The organism is Rhodoplanes azumiensis, assembly GCF_042682915.1.
Lineage (GTDB): Bacteria > Pseudomonadota > Alphaproteobacteria > Rhizobiales > Xanthobacteraceae > Rhodoplanes > Rhodoplanes azumiensis.
On sequence record NZ_JBHUIW010000020.1, the window covers coordinates 80431 to 97477 of the forward strand.

A 17047-nucleotide genomic window follows, 5' to 3' on the forward strand; every position below is an offset into this window, starting at 1 on the left:
TGCCGGCCGGCGCCTCGTCGGGACGACCGCCGTCGTCGCACCCGGTTCGTGAGAGACGTCCCGTCGTTCCTTCCCGTCCGATCGGGCCCGCGGCGGCGGTCGCACGGGACCGACGCGTCGTCGCACCGACGCGGCGGGCCGCGACGCTGCGCGACCAGCGGCGTTGTCCGAACGCGACACCATCAAATCACGATCTCGATCATCACGTGATCTGTTCGACAGCATCGTCATCCGACGTATGACGTAAGACGAGAAGTGGCTCGCAGACAGGCCATCGACTTCCTCGACGGAATGATCGACCATGAGCACGCGGTCATCCGGATTCCGAAGTTCGCTGGCCCGGACTAGATCCGAACGACTCGACCCGTCCGACTTTCGACGTGGTCGCGCGCTCGACGACAGATCCGTCCTCCGACGTCTTGATCCCTACTCCTGCTCCCTTCGTTCCGCTCTCTCGCCCTGCTCGTCGTCGCTCCGCACGTCCGCTCGTCGACACCGTCTTCCATCCGACCGGCCATCACGAGGACGCATATGATCAGATCGTTGGGTTTCGTCGTCGCCGCGGCGCTCGCCGGCGCGGCCCTGTTGCCGGCGCCCGCCGAGGCGCAGCAGACCTTCAGTCGCGCGGTGCGCATCGTGGTGCCCTACGCGCCCGGCGGCACCTCCGACATCCTGGCGCGCCTGATCGCGCCCAAGCTGCAGGAGGCGATCGGTCAGGCCGTGGTCGTCGAGAACAAGCCGGGCGGCTCCGGCAATATCGGCGCCGACGCGGTCGCCAAGGCGCCGAAGGACGGCCATTCGCTGCTGCTGCTCGACGTCGGCACGCTGGCGCTGGCCCCGAGCCTGTTCCCCGACCTCACCTTCGATCCGCAGAAGGATCTGGCTCCGGTCGGCATGATCATGTTCGCGCCCTATGTGCTGGCCGTCAGCCCGGCGACGCCGGCCAAGTCGGTCGCCGAGCTGATCAGCTGGGCCAAGGCCAATCCGGGCAAGCTCGCGGTCGCCAACTCCGGCATCGGCGGCATGAATCACGTCACCCCGATCCGCATCGCCAAGGCGCTCGGCATCGAGTGGAAGAACGTGCCGTATCGCGGCGGCGCCGCCGCGACCCGCGCCGTGGTGTCGGGCGAGAGCCAGGTGATCTTCAACGGCGTCACGGCGACGCTGCCTTTCGTCAAGAACAACCAGCTCGTCGGTCTCGCGGTTTCCGGCCCCGAGCGGCTGAAGTCCGCGCCGGATCTCCCGACCTTCGACGAGGCCAAGCTGCCGGCCGGTGACGCCGGCACCTGGCAGGGCCTGATGGTGACGGCCGGCTCGCCGCCCGAGCTCGTCGCCAAGCTCGACACCGAGCTGAAGAAGATCCTCGCGAGCCCGGACATCGCCCAGAAGATCGCCGATCTCGGCGGCACCGTGAAGGCCGACGGCCCGGCGGCGTTCCGCACCTGGTTCGCCGACAACGTGAAGACTCTCGGCGCGGTCGTTCGCGAGAACGGCATCAAGGGCGAGTGAGGGAGCGCGAAGCGCCATGGATGGCCGCCGGATCGATCTGCAGGATCTGCTGTTCGGCCTGTTCCTGGTGGCGGTCGCCGTGTTCACGGGGATCGCGACCTGGAGCTTGCGGGTCGGAACGGCGGCCAACATGGGGCCGGGCTACATGCCGCGGGCGATCGCCGTCGCGGTGCTCGGCTTCGGCTTGTTCTTCGTCGTGCGCGGGCTTCTCGCGCCGTTCAAGCGCATCGCGCCGCCACAGGCGCGCGCCGTCGTGTTCATCCTCACGGCGGTCGCCGCCTTCGCGCTGCTCGTCACCACGGCGGGACTGATGATCGCGTCGGTCGTCACCATCGTGATCGCCGGCTTCGCCAGCCGCGAGACGCGGCCGCTGGAGACCGTGCTGTTCGGCAGCGCCATGGCGGTCGGGGCCGTGCTCCTGTTCGTCCAAGCCCTGAAGCTTCCGGTGCCGATCTGGCCCTGGTGAGGAGACGACCGCCATGGACCTGTTCGGCAATCTCGCGCTCGGCCTCGCCACCGCGGTCGAGCCGATCAACCTGCTCTACTGCCTGATCGGCGTGATCATCGGCACCGCCATCGGGGTGCTGCCCGGCATCGGCCCGATCCCGACCGTCGCGCTCCTGCTGCCGTTCACGTTCGGGCTCGCGCCGACCTCGGCCTTCATCATGCTGGCCGGCATCTTCTACGGCGCTCAGTACGGCGGCTCGACCACGGCCATTCTGGTCAACGTGCCGGGCGAGACCTCGTCGGTCGTCACCTGCCTGGACGGCCACAAGATGGCGCAGAACGGCCGCGCCGGGCCGGCGCTGGCGATCGCCGCCATCTCCTCGTTCTATGCCGGCACCATCGCGACCGTCGTAATCTGTCTGCTCAGCCTGCCGTTGTCGGTGCTGGCGCTGAAGTTCACGGCGGTCGAGTACTTCTCGCTCCTGGTGCTCGGCCTGCTCGCCGCCGTGATCCTCGCGCACGGCTCGGTCATGAAAGCGCTCGCCATGGTGCTGCTCGGCCTGCTGCTCGGGCTGATCGGCATCGACGTCTCGTCCGGCGCGGCTCGCATGACCTTCGGGGTCGCCGAGCTCGGCGACGGTATCGACTTCGTCCCGGTCGCCATGGGCCTGTTCGGGCTGGGCGAGATCATGGCCAATCTGGAACGGCCGCCGATGCGTCAGGTGGTCAGCCAGAAGGTGCGCGACCTGATCCCGAGCCGCGCCGACCTCGAGGCGGCATTCCCGGCGATGACGCGCGGCACCCTGATCGGCTCGATCCTCGGCGTGCTGCCCGGCGGCGGCGCCGCGCTGCCGCCGTTCACGGCCTATGCGCTGGAGAAGAAGATCTCGAAGAACAAGGCGATGTTCGGCCACGGCGCGATCGAGGGCGTCGCGGCGCCCGAGGCCGCCAACAATGCCGGCGCGCAGACGAGCTTCATCCCGCTCCTGACGCTGGGCATTCCGGCGAACGCCTTGATGGCCCTGATGATCGGCGCCCTGATGATGCACGGCATCCAGCCGGGCCCGCAGATCATGACCGAGCAGCCGCAGCTCGTCTGGGGCGTCATCGCCTCGATGTGGGTCGGCAACCTGATGCTCCTGATCATCAACCTGCCGCTGGTCGGGATCTGGGTGTCGATGCTGAAGATCCCCTACCGGCTGCTGTTCCCGGCGATCGCGCTTTTGTGCTGCATCGGCACCTACGGCATCGCCAACAGCGTGTTCAACATCTGGCTGATGCTGGCCTGCGGGCTGATCGGCTACTTCTTCATCAAGGTCGGGGCGGAGCCGGCGCCGCTGCTGCTCGGCCTCGTGCTCGGGCCGCAGCTCGAGGAGAACTTCCGCCGCGCCATGATGCTGTCCGACGGCGATTTCGCCGTGTTCGTGCAGCGGCCGATCAGCGCGACCCTGCTCGGCGTCGCGGCGCTGCTGATCCTGGTGCTGCTGTCGCCGACCGTCTTCAAGAAGCGCAAGGAGGCGCTGGCGGAGTAGGCGGCGACGGGACCACCGCCTTCGCGGGATGAACGGCGTGCGGGGGGATCTCGTTGCCCGTGACGCAGGAGGTCGCCGCGCGCACAATGGCGACTGCCGTCGTCCCGGAGGTCGCCATGCCGTGCCGTCTCGTCGTCTTGCCGACCGTCGTCTTGCCGGCTCTGGGCCTGCTCGCCGCCCTCGCGCCGGACATCGCCCTGGCCCAGCTCACCACGACGCCGGGGCCGGGCGGCATGCCGATCGCGCCGGGCGCGCCCGTGCAGGGCTGGACGCCGGGCGGCGTCGGCATCGGCGGCGGCCGCATCGCGCCGGGACCGGCCGCCCGCGACGTGCCGATGTACCGGCGTGGACCGGGCGACGTCCCGGTTCTGGTCTCGCCGCCGGCCCGCGAGCGGCGCGGTGCTGCGGCCGGGGCGGGGGCTGCCGAAGCCGCGACGATCGGCGCCGGGGCGGTGCTCGGCGGCGCCGCGCCCGACTGCGGCACCGGGGGCTGCCTGCCGAGCAGCCTGCGGCTCACCATCGACACCGCGAAGACGCCGGACGCCGCGCCGCCCGACGGGCCGGTCGATACGGTGCAGACGCTGTTCGCGGCGCTGCGCGCCTGCTGGACGCCGCCGGCCGAGAGCGAGCGCAAGCCCGGCATGGAGATGACGGTGCGGTTCGGCCTCTCTCGTGACGGCCGCCTGATGGGACCGCCCTCCGTCACCTACGCCACCAAAGGAGCCTCGAAGGAGACCCGCGAGGCTTATCGCGCCGCCATCACGGCGAGCCTCGACGGCTGCGAGCGGCTGCGGTTCTCGCAGGGGTTCGGCCGCGGCCTCGCCGGGCGCCCGCTGTTCGTCCGCTACATCGACGGGCGTGCCGACTGAGCGGTCCGAGAGTCGAGTCCGCCCGGCGCTGTCACCTCATGCGTCGGAGAACCGGGCTCGGAGGATCGGCCATGCTGCTGGCGTCGGGACCGAAGCTCACCGCGGCCGCGCGCGCCGGGCCGCTGGTGGCCGGTGGCGTCGCGTTTCTGGCCCTCCCGGCGCCGCCGGAGCTGCCGCACGAGACCGGCCCGACGGCGCCGCAGTCGGTCGGCCGTTTTGGCAGCAATGCGAAGGGGCTCGCCGCCGTCGCCGGCAACGTGTGGGCGTGGACCGAGATCTGCGTCGCGTGGGCCGCGCTCGACGCCTCGGGCGAGACGCGGCCGACCACGGTCGATTGCGGCGTGCCGCCCGCCAATCTCGGCTTCCGCCTGGTGGTCGAGATCGGCCCGGTCGATCGGCCGGCCGGCCTTCGAACGATGGTCCGGACCCTGGTCGGCGGCTGATCAGGACCAGGACGCGCCGGCCGCGTCGGCGGCCCGGCAGGCGACCGCGTGGAGCGGGTCGTCCTTCGGGCATTGGTCCGTGACGGTCTGCCGGGTCGGCGCGAGGCCGATCCAGGCGTCGACGAGAGCCGGGTCGAAGCCCGCCTCGCGGCGCTCGCCGACCTGCATCAGCGGCCGGCGGATCAGCAGCGGATCGGCGAGCATCAGGGCGATCGCCGTCTCGGCGGTCTGCAGGGCCGGCACCACCTCGCCGGACTTCACCCGCGGCGACGAGCCGTTGAACCACGCCGTCACGGGCCGCTCGCCGAAGAAGGGGCGCAGTCGCTCCGCCGTCCACGGCTCGCCGAGCAGATCACGAACCTCGACCTCGTGGCCCGAGGCGCGCAGCAGCGCCTTCTGGCGCGCATTGCCGCCGCAGCCGGGCTTCTCCCAGAAGACCACCGTCGCCATTGTCGCAAACCCTCCATCCGGCCGCTGCCCGAGAGCCGGAGAAGCAAGCGACGGGCCGGCGGGTCGCGGCGGGTGTTCCGCGTCAACGGGGCCGAAATGGCAAAGGGCCCCGAGGAGACCTCGGAGCCCTTGCCGTTTCACCCGACGCGGCCTCTGTTGGGACTTCGGCCCGGAGGGTCGGAGTCGCGGTCGACCGTGTCAGTAGCGCGCCATCACCGGGGCGCCCATCCCGCCGAACCGGTAGTTCAGGCCGATCTTGGCGGTGTGGATGCCGCCGACGTCCTGCGAGAAGCAGCCGACGACTGCCGTGGTCGAGCCGCAGGCGCCCTGCGTCTCGTCGAGGCCGATATACATGTACTCGGCCTTGACGCTCCAGTTCATGTCGAACGCCCACTCGAGGCCGCCGCCGACCGTCCAGGTGGCGACCGTGTCGCTGATCGACACCGACGCGGTCGGGATCGTGTAGGTGCTCTCGACGCCCACGAAGGCGACGCCGCCCTTGGCGTAGAGGAGCGCCTGGCCGAACGAGTAGCCGAGCCGGCCGGTGATCATGCCGTACCAGTCGCCGGCCTTGCTGGACGCCCAGTAGCCAGTGCCGCGCAGCGGATCGTAGGCCGAGCCTTCGACACTCAGGTAGCCGAGCTCGCCCTCGAGGCCGAGCACGAAGGGCGAGCCGACCGGCTGCCAGTTGCAGCCCACCGTGCCGCCGCCGATGAAGCTCGAGTCGGTGTTGTAGGCATAGCCATAGGCGTTGGCGAAGCCGGCCGTGTACGGGTAGGCGGTCGAGTCGCTGCCCGACCAGGCGCCGCCGACATAGCCGCCGATGTAGCAGCCGGTCCACGAGAACACCGGCGCCATCACGGGCGGCGGGGCCTTCACGGGCATGCGGGCCGAGAGGTCCGCGGCGCCGGCGACGCCAATCGACATGACGGTCGCGACCGTCGCCATCAGAATCTTCTTCATTGGTCCAACCCCTCGTTCTCAGGTGGACGCAATCTGACTCGAACCGTCGAAAAATTGGTGTCAATTTTGCCACACCGGGGCGCATCCCCAGGCGTAGTTAATGGAGCGTTAACAAGGGGTTGAGGAATGTGCGCGATGATCGAGGTGGGCGGTCTCGGCGCCCGCGCCCCGCGCCCCGCGCCCCGCGTCGCCCGGCGCGGACACGGGAGCCGTCACAGATGCATGGCGCCGAAGCCGATCCGCTCATGATTGGTGAGCTGATGCATGGCGGAGTCGCCGTAGGCGGCGATCGCCAGCCACCTGCCGTCCGACACGATGGCGACCTTGATCTTCAGGCTGGAGCTGTCGACGACGGCGTGGGTGAGCCCGTGCCAGGCCTCCAGCCCGGCGTGAATGATCGCGTGGATCGGCCCGGCCCGCTCCGGCACCGTGTCGGCCTTGAGGGCGGCGCCGATCAGCGAGCGCACGAACACCCGCTCGATGTCGCCCTTGCGGCCGCTCACATAGGTGACGGTGAGACGGAGATGCGGGTCGTCCTTCAGCGAGTTTTTGATTCGGACTTCTTCGTCGTCGCTCGACATGGCCGTGATCAGAGCCAGCTTGCCGATGCGGTCGGTGGCGATGTCCATGGAGATCACCTTCGGGATCGGGGGAGCGAGGCGCCGTCCCGTCACGGCGTGGCGCGATTGATAGCGCTCCCGAGCGCGCCGAAGAAGTCGCATTCCTGCTGATCATCGCGGCCGTGCGTTTTTCGCCGGGCTCGTCGAAACAGCTCGAAAAATCAGGGACACCGGATTCGCCCCATCCGTGATTCTGCTTGCCCGACCGCTGATTGACAGTCCGGGTCGACAGGAACAGATTGCCGTCGTCCCGTGACGGATGGCCGCGCTCACGGAGCACGCGAAACTCAGAGATCGGCCACGACAGTTCCTGCGGCTCCTTCGAGCGGCGAGTCCCGAGACCCTGGTCCGACGACGCGACGCCCGAAGCGATCCGATCCCCGCCAAGTGACCACGCGAACCTAGCGACGGCGTTTCTCCAGCCGTGACGTGCCTTCCGGCACGCGCGCTGCGCCCTTTGCCGCGTCCGACGACGACGTCGTCCGGACCCGCGAGCGCAGGAGTGTCGTCGTGGGTTGCTCTCCCGTCCTTCCGGACACGCCCGTCTGTCCCGCTCTGCTCGACGCCGCCGCCTGGCGGATCGGGTCGGCGGCGCTCGCCGGGCTGCTCCTCGAGGTCTGCTCCCACCCGAAACCCGGCCTGGTGACGCCGCGCTCCATGGGTGCGCACGCCGACATGGACGTGCGCACCTTCATGCTCTCCTCGGCCGCGATCGCGCCCTGCCTGTTCCAGTGCGCCGCGCTCGGTCGCTCGCATCGCGGCCGGCTCCGCGATCTGCTGCCGGCCGTCCGCGCCGTCGGACGTGATCACGATGCCGCGCTGCTCGGCGCCACCAACGGCGTCAACACCCAGCGCGGCGCGCTGTTCTGCGCGGGCCTGCTCGCCGCCGCGGCCGGCTGCGTCAGCCGGACCACCGACATGCCGCGCGCCGAGGACGTGCTGCGGACGGTCGGCGCCATCACCGAAGGCCTGTGCGCCCGCGAGCTGCACGGCCGCACCGGCACGCCGCGCACCGCTGGCGAGATCCTGTTCCGTCGTCACGGCACGCTCGGCATCCGCGGCGAGGTCGAGGCCGGCTTCCCCACCGTGCTCGATTGCGGCCTGCCGGCGTTGCGCACCGCGCTCGCCGCCGGCCACGGTCTCGACCGCGCGCTCGTCCATGCGCTGATCGCGCTGATCGCGGTCGCCGACGACACCACCGTGATGTGGCGCGGCGGCCCGGCGGCGCTCGACTTCGTCCGCGCCGAGGCGCGCCGCGTGATGGACCTCGGCGGTGCCCTGACGCCCGCCGGCGTCGCCGCGATCGAGCGGCTCGACGCGGCCTGCATCGCCCGGCGCATCAGCCCCGGCGGCGCCGCGGATCTGCTCTCCGTGACGGTCGGCGCGCATCTGATCGAGCACGGCACCTTTCCCGAATCCGCGACGCGGAGCTTCTGCCTCGGCGGCGCGGAGCGCCACATCTCATCGAACGGAGACCGACCATGAACGTCATCGTCTACACGCTCGCGGCCTACGCGATCACGGCCGTGATCTCGTACGCCGTGATCGGCGTGATCGTGCTGCTGAACAAGGCCCTGAATCGAGGCGGGGAGGCGTGAGCCGCCCCGTCCGCCGGCCCGCCCGGGTCGTCTGATACTGACAAGGACAATACGATGTTGGAGCAACTCTTCGCGGTCTTCCCGGGCATCGCCACGATGTTCGTCCAGGAGCCGATCATCGCAGTGACGCGGGTGGCGTTGATCGCCATGGGATTCGGTCTCGCCTATCTGGGCTTCAAGCGCACGCTCGAGCCCCTGATCATGGTGCCGATGGGCGTCGCCATGATGTGCGTGAACGCCGGCGTGATGTTCCTCGAGGGCCAGAAGATCGGCACCTTGATGCTGTCGCCGCTGATCGCCGATCCGTCCGAGCTCGTGAACGCGATGCAGATCTACTTCCTGCAGCCGATCTACAACTTCACGTTCTCGAACTCGCTCGTCGCCTGCATGCTGTTCTTCGGCATCGGCTCGATGTCCGACATCACCTTCATCCTGGCGCGGCCCTGGGCTTCGATCACGATCGCGATCTTCGCCGAGCTCGGCACCTTCGTGACGCTCGTTATCGGCTACTACTGCGGTCTGACCCCCGGCCAGGCGGCGGCGGTCGGCTCGATCGGCGGCGCCGACGGCCCGATGGTGCTGTTCGCCTCGCTCGTGATGGCGAAGGATCTCTTCGTTCCGATCTCCATCATCGCCTATCTGTACCTGTCTCTCACCTATGCGGGCTATCCCTACCTGATCAAGCTTCTCGTCCCGGCGAAGTATCGCGGCGCGGAGATCGAGATGGAGTTCCCCGAGGTCTCGCAGAAGTCGAAGTTCATCTTCACGATCGTCGCCGCCGCACTGCTCTGCCTGCTGCTGCCGGTCGCCGCGCCGCTGATCCTCTCCTTCTTCCTCGGTGTCGCCATCAAGGAGGCCGAGATCGAGCCCTACCAGGAGCTCCTGGAGAAGACGATCACCTACATGTCGACCCTGATCCTCGGCCTGGTGCTCGGCATCCTGTGCGAAGCCTCCACCCTGCTCGACGTCCGCGTCCTGCTGCTGCTCGTGCTCGGCATGACGGCGCTCCTGGTCTCCGGCATCGGCGGTCTCGCCGGCGGCTGGCTGGTCTGGGCGCTCTCGGGCGGCCGGTTCAACCCGGTGGTCGGCATCGCCGGCGTGTCCTGCGTGCCCACCACGGCGAAGATCGCCCAAAAGGTGGTCGGCGAGGCCAATCCCTACGCCATGATCCTGCCTGTCGCGATGGGCGCCAATGTCTGCGGCCTCATCGTCTCGGCGATCGCCGTGGGCGTCTTCGCCTCGACGATCAGCCTCGTGGCGCCGCACTGAGACGAAGGACTCCGCACCGTGCACGCCCCGGTTCACGATAGGCTCGTCGCGCCGTTCTGCTCGGCCGATCGCCCGGACCGCAGGATCGGTCGTACCGTCCTGCGCATCCCGGTCGCCGACTCGACGAATGCGATGCTGATCGAGCTGGGGCGTGCCGGTGCGGTGGACGGAACCGTCCTGGTCGCCGACGAGCAGGTCGCCGGACGCGGCAAGGGCGAGCGCAGCTGGTTCTCGAGTCGCGACGAGAGCCTCTGCGTCTCGCTCCTGCTGCGGCGGGTGCCCGGACGTGATCTGTCCAAGACGACCCTGCTGGCGGCCGTCGCGCTGCACGACGCGGTGACGCGGCTCGGCGTGGCGGCTTCGATCAAGTGGCCGAACGACATCCTGATCGGCGACCGCAAGGTCTGCGGCATTCTCGCCGAGGCGGCGACGACGACGGACGGCGACGTCGACTTCGTCGTCGTCGGCTTCGGCCTCAACGTCGCGATCGCCGCCGAGACGTTTCCGCCGGAGCTGCGCGGCATCGCCACCTCGCTCGCACAGGCGACCGGTCGGGCGTTCGACTGCGCCACGGTTCTCGACGCCTGTCTCGACTCGTTCTCGACCTGGGTCGCGATCCTCGAGGATCGCGGCTTCGCGCCGATCGCCGATGCCTGGCGGCGCGGTGCCAGCACGCTGGGCCGCCGCGTCGTCGTGTCTGATTCGGCCGTGCCGCTCGCCGGCACGGCCGTCGCGCTCGCCGACGACGGCGCTCTCGTGCTGCGCGATGCCGCCGGGCACGAGCACCTCGTCCATTCCGGAGACATCAGTCACGCCCGGGCGCCGGTCGCGGCGGCCACGGTGGACCGATGATCACGTCCTCAAGGGGGTTCTACATGAAAGTCGAACGTCAATGGAACACGCTGGCGCGTGACACGGCGCAGCGGATGGAAGCCGCGGCCCGCTTCATCGGGGCCGGCAAGCAGGTGAAGCCCGAGGACATCGTCCCGCTGCTCGAGGCCGTGATCCGGCCCGGCGACAAGGTCAATGTCGAGGGCAACAACCAGAAGCAGGCCGACTTCCTGGCCGAGGCGCTCTGCAAGGTCGATCCCGCGAAGATCCACGACCTGCACATGGTGCAGTCCTCGGTGCCGCTCGCCGCTCATCTGGACGTGTTCGAGAAGGGCATCGCCAAGAAGCTCGACTTCGCCTTCGGCGGCCCGCAGTCCGGCCGCGTCGCCAAGTTCATCCGCGAGGGCAAGCTCGAGCTCGGCGCGATCCACACCTATCTCGAGCTGTTCGGCCGCTACTGCCTCGATCTGACGCCGCGCGTCTCGCTGATCTGCGCCTACGAGGCCGATCGCGAGGGCAACCTCTACACGGGCTTCAACACCGAGGACACGCCCGTCATCGTCGAGGCGACCAAGTTCCGCAAGGGCATCGTCATCGCCCAGGTGAACAAGATCGTCGACAAGCTGCCGCGCGTCGACATCCCGGCCGACTGGATCGACGCGGTCGTGCAGTCGCCGAAGCCGTTCTTCATCGAGCCGCTGTTCACCCGTGACCCGGGCCTCCTCTCCGAGCGCCACGTGCTGCTCGCGATGATGTGCTTGAAGGGCATCTACGCCGAATACGGCGTGAAGCGCATCAATCACGGCATCGGCTTCCTCACCTCGGCGATCGAGCTTCTGCTGCCGACCTACGGCGAGGAGCTGGGCCTCAAGGGCAAGGCCTGCACCGAGCTGGTCCTCAACCCCCACCCGACCATGATCCCGGCGATCGAGTCCGGCTTCATCGACACGATCTACTGCTTCGGCGGCGAGCTCGGCATGGAGGAGTACGTGCGGGCGCGCTCGGACGTGTTCTTCACCGGTCCGGACGGCTCGCTGCGCTCCAACCGCGCGCTCGCCCAGACGGCCGGCCACTACGCGCTCGACATGTTCATCGGCTCGACCCTGCAGATCGATCGCTTCGGCAACTCCTCGACCGCGACCGCCAACCGCGTCGCCGGCTTCGGCGGTGCGCCGAACATGGGTTGCGACGCCAAAGGCCGCCGCCACTCGACCGATTCGTGGATCAAGTGCGGCCGCGAGGTACCCAACATGCACGAGCTGATCGGCGACATGCCGCGCGGCAAGCGGCTCGTCGTGCAGGGCATGGAGACGTTCGGCGAGGCGCGCGCGCCGGCCTTCGTCGACAAGCTCGACGCCTGGAAGCTCGCCGAGAACGCCAAGCTCGATCTGCCGCCCGTGATGATCTACGGCGACGACGTCACCCACATCGTCACCGAGGAAGGCATCGCCTACCTCAACCGCTGCGGCAATCTCGACACCCGCATGGCGGCGATCCGCGCGGTCGCCGGCTACACCGAGATCGGCCTCGAGGCGAAGCCCGAGGAGACGCGCCGGCTGCGCGACCAGGGCATCGTCAAGACGGCCGAGGATCTCGGCATCGATCCCGACACCGCCACCCGCGATCGCCTCGCGGCCCGCAACATGCGCGAGCTCGTCGACTGGTCGGGTGGCCTCTACAACCCGCCGGCCCGTTTCCGGAACTGGTGAGCCACGGAGAATCACGATGGCCCTCAACACTCTCGAATTCGATTGCAAGGCCGAGGCCGCCGCGGTGCGGCTCGCGGCGCCCGTGCACTACGGCGTGGTCGGCTCCGGCGACCTCGAGGTGATCCTCGAGCCGTGCGACCTCGGCGGCGCCGTGAAGGTGAAGGTGACGACGCCGGTCGGTGGCTTCGACGCGGTGTGGCGCAAGGTCGTCCAGACCTTCGTGAACCGCGCCAAGCTCGCCGACGTCGCCATCGACATCAACGACAACAACGCCTCGCCCGCCGTCGTCTCCATGCGGCTGCAGCAGGCGCTCGCCGAGACCGCGGCGTGACGCCGGAGGAGAACTGACATGCCGAACTGGAGCAAACTGCAGACCCGTAGCTTCCTCGAGTCGAGCGCGCGCGACCGCGCGATCGGCCTCGTCGACGAGGGCACCTTCACCGAGCTCGCCGGTCCGTTCGACCGGATGTCGAGCCCGCATCTGGTCGCGCTCGGCGAAGCCGTCGAGTTCGACGACGGCGTCGTCACCGGCGTCGGCAAGATCGGGCGGCGGCCGATCTTCGTAATCTCCCAGGAAGGCCGCTTCATCGGCGGCGCCGTCGGCGAGGTCGGCGGCGCCAAGATGGTGACGACGATCGATCTGGCGATCGCCTTCGCGGACGAGCTGAAGGCGAAGAGCCCGTCGATCGCGCCCGAGCTGCTGCCCATGGTGGTGATCTCGTTCGAGACCGGCGGCGTGCGGCTGCACGAGTCGAACGCCGGCCTGCTCGCCCATGCCGAGGTGATGGACGCCTTCCAGCGCGCCCGCGGCAAGGTGCCGGTGGTCGCGCTGATCGGCTCGCGCATCGGCTGCTTCGGAGGCATGGGCTTCGTCGCCGCCGCCACCGACGTGATCGTGATGAGCGAGTTCGGCCGCCTCGGCCTCACCGGCCCCGAGGTGATCGAGGAGGAGATGGGCAAGGACGAGTTCGACGCCTCCAACCGCGCGCTCGTCTATCGCACCACCGGCGGTCGCCACAAGTTCATCATGGGCGACTGCAACTTCCTGGTCGACGACCGCATCGCCGCGTTCCGCGCCCAGGTCGCCGAGCTCGGCAAGCTGCCGGTCGGCGAGTTCGAGCAGTTCCGCCGCATCGGCTCGGCCGCGCTGGTCGAGAAGCAGATGCGTCTGGTCGCGCTCGCCGCCGAGATGCAGCCGAAGGACGCCTACGACGTGTGGCGCCGCGCCGGCAACAACGATCCGGCCGGGCTCGGCGACGCGCCCGTCGACGACTTCCGCAAGCAGGCGCAGCGGCTCTCGGTCTGAGCCCGCGCCGCGCAGCAGCAATCAGGAGATCACCATGGACACGCTGATCGGGCAAGGCCTGGTCGCCCTCGAGATGATCGTCGATCCCGGCTCCTTCCAGCGGGACGTCGTCGGCGCCAAGCAGTTCACCGACGAGAGCTACGGCCCCGGCGCCGTGGTCGGCACCGCGAAGCTCGCCGGCGAGACCGTCACGGTCATCGCCTCCGACGCCGAAGCGTTCAACGAGAAGTTCCCGGTCGTCTATGCCGGCATCATCGGCATGGAGGAAGGGTACAAGATGGCGTCCGCCGTCTACGCCTCCATCGCGGCCGACGCCGACAAGCCGGCCACGAAGAAGCGCCCGCTGGTGCTGGTCGTCGACACGCCCGGGAACGGTCCCGGCAAGGTCGAGGAAATCTTCGGCATGAACAAGTCGACGGGCGCCTATCAGCTGGCGCTCGCCGAGGCCCGCCTCGCCGGCCATCCGATCGTCGCCGCCGTCGTCGGCCGTGCCATCTCGGGCGCCTTCCTGTGCCACGGCCTGCAGGCCGATCGCATCGTCGCGCTCGACGCCAAGTTCGGCACGATGATCCACGTGATGCCGCTCACCAGCGTGTCGCGCATCATCAAGAAGGACATCGAGGTGCTGGAGGAGCTCTCCAAGAGCAATCCGGTGTTCGCGGCCGGCCCGCAGTTCTTCTTCAAGCTCGGCGGCGTCGAGGCGCTGGTGCCGGAGATCGCCGATCTCCGCGGTGTCGTCGTCGCGCAGGTCGCCGAGCTGCGTGCCGCCAAGGCGAAGGGCGAGGCGACCGGTCCGCAGGGCCGCGCCGCGCTCGGCGCCGCCCGCGGCGGTCGCGTCACCCGTCCGCAGGTCGCCGCCAAGATGGCGGCGGAGTTCGCGGCCGTGGCCGACACGTACCGGCCGCAGACCACCTGATCCGTAGGTTCCGGAGGCCCCGTGATGTCCGACCCGCTCGACGATCTGGAAGAGATGGCGAACGCCTTCGCGACGGTGCCGTCGCTTCGCGAGATGCCGCGCCGGACGCTCGCCGACAAGGGCATCGCGGGGCCGACGGCGGCCCATGTGATCGAGGAGGTCCACACGCCTCTCAATCTCGCCTACCTGACCTTCACGACCGGATCGTCGGCGTTCCAGAACATCGTCGGCGTGACGTTCAGCGAGATCGAGGAGCGCTGCGCCGTCGCGCGCCGCGTCCTCGAAACGGTCGGCGCGACGGCGGGACAGCGGATGCTGGTCACCTATCCGCCGCTCGTGAACGTGTTCTCGCGGGAGGGACTGCAGCGCGCCGGGATCGACTGGTTCTTCCTGGAGCGTTCCAGCCGCGAGGCGTTCATCGTCGCGCTCTGCCGGCACCGGCCGGCCCTCGTGCTCGGGGAGTCGTCGTTCGTCCGTGCCAGCCTGGAAGAGGCCTCCAGGCTCGGCCTTGCGGACCGGCTTCCCGAGCACCTCGTCATCATGGTCGCGGGCACGCCCCTCGACCTCGACCTGCTGCCGGTCGCCGAGCGGCGCGACTACAAGGTCCACGATCTCTACGGCTGTCAGGAGTACGGCTGGCTGACGCTCGACGGCGTGCCGCTGCGCGACGACGTCGGTCTCGTCGCCTCGCCGGCCGGCGAGGGATTTCGCGAGCTGATCGTCGGCGGCCTGCCCACCGCCGACAGCTTTCCCTATGCGGAGAGCGGCCACGTCTGCAATCCGAAAGGCCGCATCATCACCTATCGGCGCCGCCGCACGCATCCCGAATACGAGGTGCTAGTGCGCGCGACGCCGCACGCCGCCGAGACGGTGGAGCGCACCGCCCGCACCGTCCTGCGCATCAAGGGGCGGGTCGTGAAGGTGCCGCCCGGTCTGGTCACCGGCGCCGCCGCGACCGAACTCGAGCTGGTGCCGAGCCTGCCGGCCGCCGACGGCACCGCCGCCGCACCGATCCGCATCGTCGGGCCGGTCGCGACGAAGCTGTTCGACGATCTGGTGCAGGCTCAGATCGACCTCCAGGCGACCGCCAAGACCGATCCGGTCTGGCGCAAGACGCGGTGACGGGGCCATGACCTATCCCCGCCACACTCTGGTCTTCCTCGGCCGCGCGGCGCGCGAGGATCTCGCCGAGGCGGTCGCCGCCGGCGTCCTGCCGCCGTTCCGTCGCGCCCCGCTGCCGACCTGGGCCGCCGCCGCCTTCGCCGACAACGACATTCCCGGCATCGCCTGCCGGGCCGAGGGCGACGTGCCGGCCGGCCACGTCCAGCTCGGCGTCGCCTTCCCGTTCCGTCACGACGGCTCGCGCGTGCGCGCCCGCATCACGGCGCCGCTCGCCGCCGTCGCGACGACCTTCACGCCCTACGAGGTGCTGGCCGGTCCGCGGCCTCGCACCCTGGCGGTCGGTCCGGCGCTCGACGCGCTGCTCGACGCCGCCGGCCGGCACGGCATCGCGCTCGGCGTGTTCGGCTCGACCGCGCTCCAGCTCGCCACCCGCCTCGCCTATCTCGAGACGAGCTCCGATCTCGACCTCGTCGTCAAGGCCCCCGACGAAGCGGCGCTCGCCGGCTTCGCCGCGGCCGCTTCTGCGATCGCGGAGCGGTACGCGCTGCGGCTCGACGCCGAGGTCGATCTCGCCAACGGCTTCGGCGTCAAGCTCGCCGAGCTGCTCTCGGGAACGCGCACCGTGCTGGGCCGCGGCCTGGCCGACGTGCGTCTCCTCGACCGTGACGAAGCGCTGCGGGCGCTCGGCTCCGGACCGTGTCCGGCGACGTCCCGCGCTCCGAACCCCGCACTCGAACTTCAACCAGGAGTCTGACACATGGATCTGAAAGCCAAGATGCCGTCGAAGGTGGAGGCCGTGAAGGTGGCCGTCGGCGACACCGTCGCCAAGGGCACCGAGGTCGCCGTGATCGAGGCGATGAAGATGAAGACGCCGCTGGTGTCGCCGGTCGACGGCACCGTCAAGTCGATCAGTGTCGCGGTCGGCGATCGGCTGAAGCCGGGCGCGCTGATCATGGTGATCGAATAACAAGCGATCGGTCCGGAGCCGAGCTCCGGACCACGATCCTCGAAACGGCCATCTGGGGGTAAAGACAATGGTCATCTACGGGGTAATGATACTCGGGATCTGCATGTTCCTGGGCACGGCCGTCGGCCTCGCCCTCGGCAAGCTGATCGGCATTCCGGGCGACATCGGCGGCGTGGGCTTCGCCATGCTGTTCCTGGTGTTCCTGACGAACTGGCTCAAGACCAAGGGCATGATGCCCAAGACGACCGAGCAGGGCATCCTGTTCTGGAACGCCATGTACATTCCGGTCGTCATCGCGATGGCATCGATCCAGAACGTCGTCTCCGCGATGAACGGCGGTCTCGTCGCGCTGCTCGCCGGCATCGTGTCGGTGGTGGTGCTGTTCCCGCTCATCCGCATTTTGTCCGCCATGGCGGGCGCCGCCACGTCGACGTTCGGCGACGAGGAGGGCGACGCGCCGGTCGGCGCCCAGCCCAAGAAAGCCTGAGGAGCGCGT

At 69.4% G+C, this 17047-nt stretch carries 19 protein-coding genes; 16 read left to right on the top strand and 3 right to left on the bottom strand.

From position 1 onward, the window contains the following. Positions 1–531: 531 nt before the first annotated feature. The 5 genes from ACFSOX_RS16730 to ACFSOX_RS16750 all read left to right on the top strand — a co-directional run bounded on the left by ACFSOX_RS16730 (position 532) and on the right by ACFSOX_RS16750 (position 4800). Positions 532–1509, top strand: a complete 978-nt coding sequence (locus ACFSOX_RS16730) for a Bug family tripartite tricarboxylate transporter substrate binding protein (protein ID WP_378478951.1) — start codon at positions 532–534, stop codon at positions 1507–1509. Positions 1510–1525: 16 nt separating this feature from the next. Continuing rightward, entirely contained in the window at positions 1526–1975 is a 450-nt protein-coding gene (locus tag ACFSOX_RS16735; protein WP_378478952.1) for a tripartite tricarboxylate transporter TctB family protein, read from the top strand. A gap of 13 nt (positions 1976–1988) precedes the next feature. Then, positions 1989–3488 (top strand): tripartite tricarboxylate transporter permease, encoded by a 1500-nt coding sequence (locus tag ACFSOX_RS16740; RefSeq protein WP_378478953.1) that lies wholly within the window; start codon positions 1989–1991, stop codon positions 3486–3488. A gap of 86 nt (positions 3489–3574) precedes the next feature. After that, entirely contained in the window at positions 3575–4357 is a 783-nt protein-coding gene (locus ACFSOX_RS16745; RefSeq protein ID WP_378478954.1) for a hypothetical protein, read from the top strand. A gap of 71 nt (positions 4358–4428) precedes the next feature. Next, the gene (locus tag ACFSOX_RS16750; protein WP_378478955.1) at positions 4429–4800 is read left to right on the top strand and encodes a hypothetical protein; all 372 of its coding nucleotides are present in this window, start codon (positions 4429–4431) and stop codon (positions 4798–4800) included. Here the strand turns inward: ACFSOX_RS16750 and ACFSOX_RS16755 are convergent, their stop codons facing one another. The 3 genes from ACFSOX_RS16755 to ACFSOX_RS16765 form a co-directional block, all read right to left on the bottom strand. Further along, positions 4801–5250, bottom strand: coding sequence for an ArsC/Spx/MgsR family protein (locus ACFSOX_RS16755; RefSeq protein WP_378478956.1), 450 nt, complete (start codon positions 5248–5250; stop codon positions 4801–4803). It abuts the gene before it with no gap. Between the two features lie 198 nt (positions 5251–5448). Beyond that, a complete protein-coding gene (locus tag ACFSOX_RS16760; protein ID WP_378478957.1) occupies positions 5449–6213 on the bottom strand; it encodes an outer membrane protein in 765 nt (254 codons plus the stop codon). Positions 6214–6425: 212 nt separating this feature from the next. Then, positions 6426–6842, bottom strand: coding sequence for a HutP family protein (locus tag ACFSOX_RS16765; RefSeq protein WP_378478958.1), 417 nt, complete (start codon positions 6840–6842; stop codon positions 6426–6428). A 501-nt stretch (positions 6843–7343) separates the two neighbouring features. On the opposite strand from ACFSOX_RS16765, the gene mdcB reads away from it, so the two are divergent. From mdcB to madL, 11 genes are all read left to right on the top strand, one after another. Beyond that, a complete protein-coding gene (gene mdcB, locus ACFSOX_RS16770; protein WP_378478959.1) occupies positions 7344–8318 on the top strand; it encodes a triphosphoribosyl-dephospho-CoA synthase MdcB in 975 nt (324 codons plus the stop codon). Positions 8319–8485: 167 nt separating this feature from the next. Next, positions 8486–9700 carry a Na+-transporting malonate decarboxylase, carboxybiotin decarboxylase subunit gene (madB, locus tag ACFSOX_RS16775; RefSeq protein ID WP_378478960.1) on the top strand — a complete coding sequence of 405 codons (1215 nt, stop codon included), beginning with the start codon at positions 8486–8488 and terminating at the stop codon, positions 9698–9700. Positions 9701–9718: 18 nt separating this feature from the next. Next, the gene (locus ACFSOX_RS16780; RefSeq protein ID WP_378478961.1) at positions 9719–10552 is read left to right on the top strand and encodes a biotin--[acetyl-CoA-carboxylase] ligase; all 834 of its coding nucleotides are present in this window, start codon (positions 9719–9721) and stop codon (positions 10550–10552) included. Between the two features lie 23 nt (positions 10553–10575). Then, positions 10576–12240 carry a malonate decarboxylase subunit alpha gene (gene mdcA, locus ACFSOX_RS16785; protein WP_378478962.1) on the top strand — a complete coding sequence of 555 codons (1665 nt, stop codon included), beginning with the start codon at positions 10576–10578 and terminating at the stop codon, positions 12238–12240. A gap of 16 nt (positions 12241–12256) precedes the next feature. Then, positions 12257–12571: a malonate decarboxylase acyl carrier protein gene (gene mdcC, locus ACFSOX_RS16790; RefSeq protein WP_378478963.1), complete on the top strand. Its 315-nt coding sequence runs from the start codon at positions 12257–12259 to the stop codon at positions 12569–12571. Positions 12572–12589: 18 nt separating this feature from the next. Beyond that, positions 12590–13546 carry a biotin-independent malonate decarboxylase subunit beta gene (locus ACFSOX_RS16795; RefSeq protein WP_378478964.1) on the top strand — a complete coding sequence of 319 codons (957 nt, stop codon included), beginning with the start codon at positions 12590–12592 and terminating at the stop codon, positions 13544–13546. A 34-nt stretch (positions 13547–13580) separates the two neighbouring features. Continuing rightward, positions 13581–14462 carry a biotin-independent malonate decarboxylase subunit gamma gene (gene mdcE, locus ACFSOX_RS16800; protein ID WP_378478965.1) on the top strand — a complete coding sequence of 294 codons (882 nt, stop codon included), beginning with the start codon at positions 13581–13583 and terminating at the stop codon, positions 14460–14462. Positions 14463–14486: 24 nt separating this feature from the next. After that, a complete protein-coding gene (locus tag ACFSOX_RS16805) occupies positions 14487–15584 on the top strand; it encodes an acyl carrier protein (RefSeq protein ID WP_378478966.1) in 1098 nt (365 codons plus the stop codon). Between the two features lie 7 nt (positions 15585–15591). Further along, a complete protein-coding gene (mdcG, locus tag ACFSOX_RS16810; RefSeq protein WP_378478967.1) occupies positions 15592–16338 on the top strand; it encodes a malonate decarboxylase holo-[acyl-carrier-protein] synthase in 747 nt (248 codons plus the stop codon). A gap of 3 nt (positions 16339–16341) precedes the next feature. Next, complete coding sequence (locus ACFSOX_RS16815; RefSeq protein WP_378478968.1) at positions 16342–16551, top strand: biotin/lipoyl-containing protein; 210 nt, start codon at positions 16342–16344, stop codon at positions 16549–16551. Positions 16552–16618: 67 nt separating this feature from the next. Further along, entirely contained in the window at positions 16619–17038 is a 420-nt protein-coding gene (gene madL / locus ACFSOX_RS16820) for a malonate transporter subunit MadL (RefSeq protein WP_378478969.1), read from the top strand. The last annotated feature ends 9 nt before the right edge of the window (positions 17039–17047 follow it).

Excerpts from the sequence above, each read along its gene's own strand:
- ACFSOX_RS16730 (WP_378478951.1), top strand. The coding sequence starts at position 532 with ATGATCAGATCGTTGGGTTTCGTCGTCGCCGCGGCGCTCGCCGGCGCG.
- ACFSOX_RS16735 (WP_378478952.1), top strand. The coding sequence starts at position 1,526 with ATGGATGGCCGCCGGATCGATCTGCAGGATCTGCTGTTCGGCCTGTTC.
- ACFSOX_RS16740 (WP_378478953.1), top strand. The coding sequence starts at position 1,989 with ATGGACCTGTTCGGCAATCTCGCGCTCGGCCTCGCCACCGCGGTCGAG.
- ACFSOX_RS16745 (WP_378478954.1), top strand. The coding sequence starts at position 3,575 with ATGGCGACTGCCGTCGTCCCGGAGGTCGCCATGCCGTGCCGTCTCGTC.
- ACFSOX_RS16750 (WP_378478955.1), top strand. The coding sequence starts at position 4,429 with ATGCTGCTGGCGTCGGGACCGAAGCTCACCGCGGCCGCGCGCGCCGGG.
- ACFSOX_RS16755 (WP_378478956.1), bottom strand. The coding sequence starts at position 5,250 with ATGGCGACGGTGGTCTTCTGGGAGAAGCCCGGCTGCGGCGGCAATGCG.
- ACFSOX_RS16760 (WP_378478957.1), bottom strand. The coding sequence starts at position 6,213 with ATGAAGAAGATTCTGATGGCGACGGTCGCGACCGTCATGTCGATTGGC.
- ACFSOX_RS16765 (WP_378478958.1), bottom strand. The coding sequence starts at position 6,842 with ATGGACATCGCCACCGACCGCATCGGCAAGCTGGCTCTGATCACGGCC.
- madB (WP_378478960.1), top strand. The coding sequence starts at position 8,486 with ATGTTGGAGCAACTCTTCGCGGTCTTCCCGGGCATCGCCACGATGTTC.
- mdcA (WP_378478962.1), top strand. The coding sequence starts at position 10,576 with ATGAAAGTCGAACGTCAATGGAACACGCTGGCGCGTGACACGGCGCAG.
- mdcC (WP_378478963.1), top strand. The coding sequence starts at position 12,257 with ATGGCCCTCAACACTCTCGAATTCGATTGCAAGGCCGAGGCCGCCGCG.
- ACFSOX_RS16795 (WP_378478964.1), top strand. The coding sequence starts at position 12,590 with ATGCCGAACTGGAGCAAACTGCAGACCCGTAGCTTCCTCGAGTCGAGC.
- mdcE (WP_378478965.1), top strand. The coding sequence starts at position 13,581 with ATGGACACGCTGATCGGGCAAGGCCTGGTCGCCCTCGAGATGATCGTC.
- ACFSOX_RS16805 (WP_378478966.1), top strand. The coding sequence starts at position 14,487 with ATGTCCGACCCGCTCGACGATCTGGAAGAGATGGCGAACGCCTTCGCG.
- mdcG (WP_378478967.1), top strand. The coding sequence starts at position 15,592 with ATGACCTATCCCCGCCACACTCTGGTCTTCCTCGGCCGCGCGGCGCGC.
- ACFSOX_RS16815 (WP_378478968.1), top strand. The coding sequence starts at position 16,342 with ATGGATCTGAAAGCCAAGATGCCGTCGAAGGTGGAGGCCGTGAAGGTG.
- madL (WP_378478969.1), top strand. The coding sequence starts at position 16,619 with ATGGTCATCTACGGGGTAATGATACTCGGGATCTGCATGTTCCTGGGC.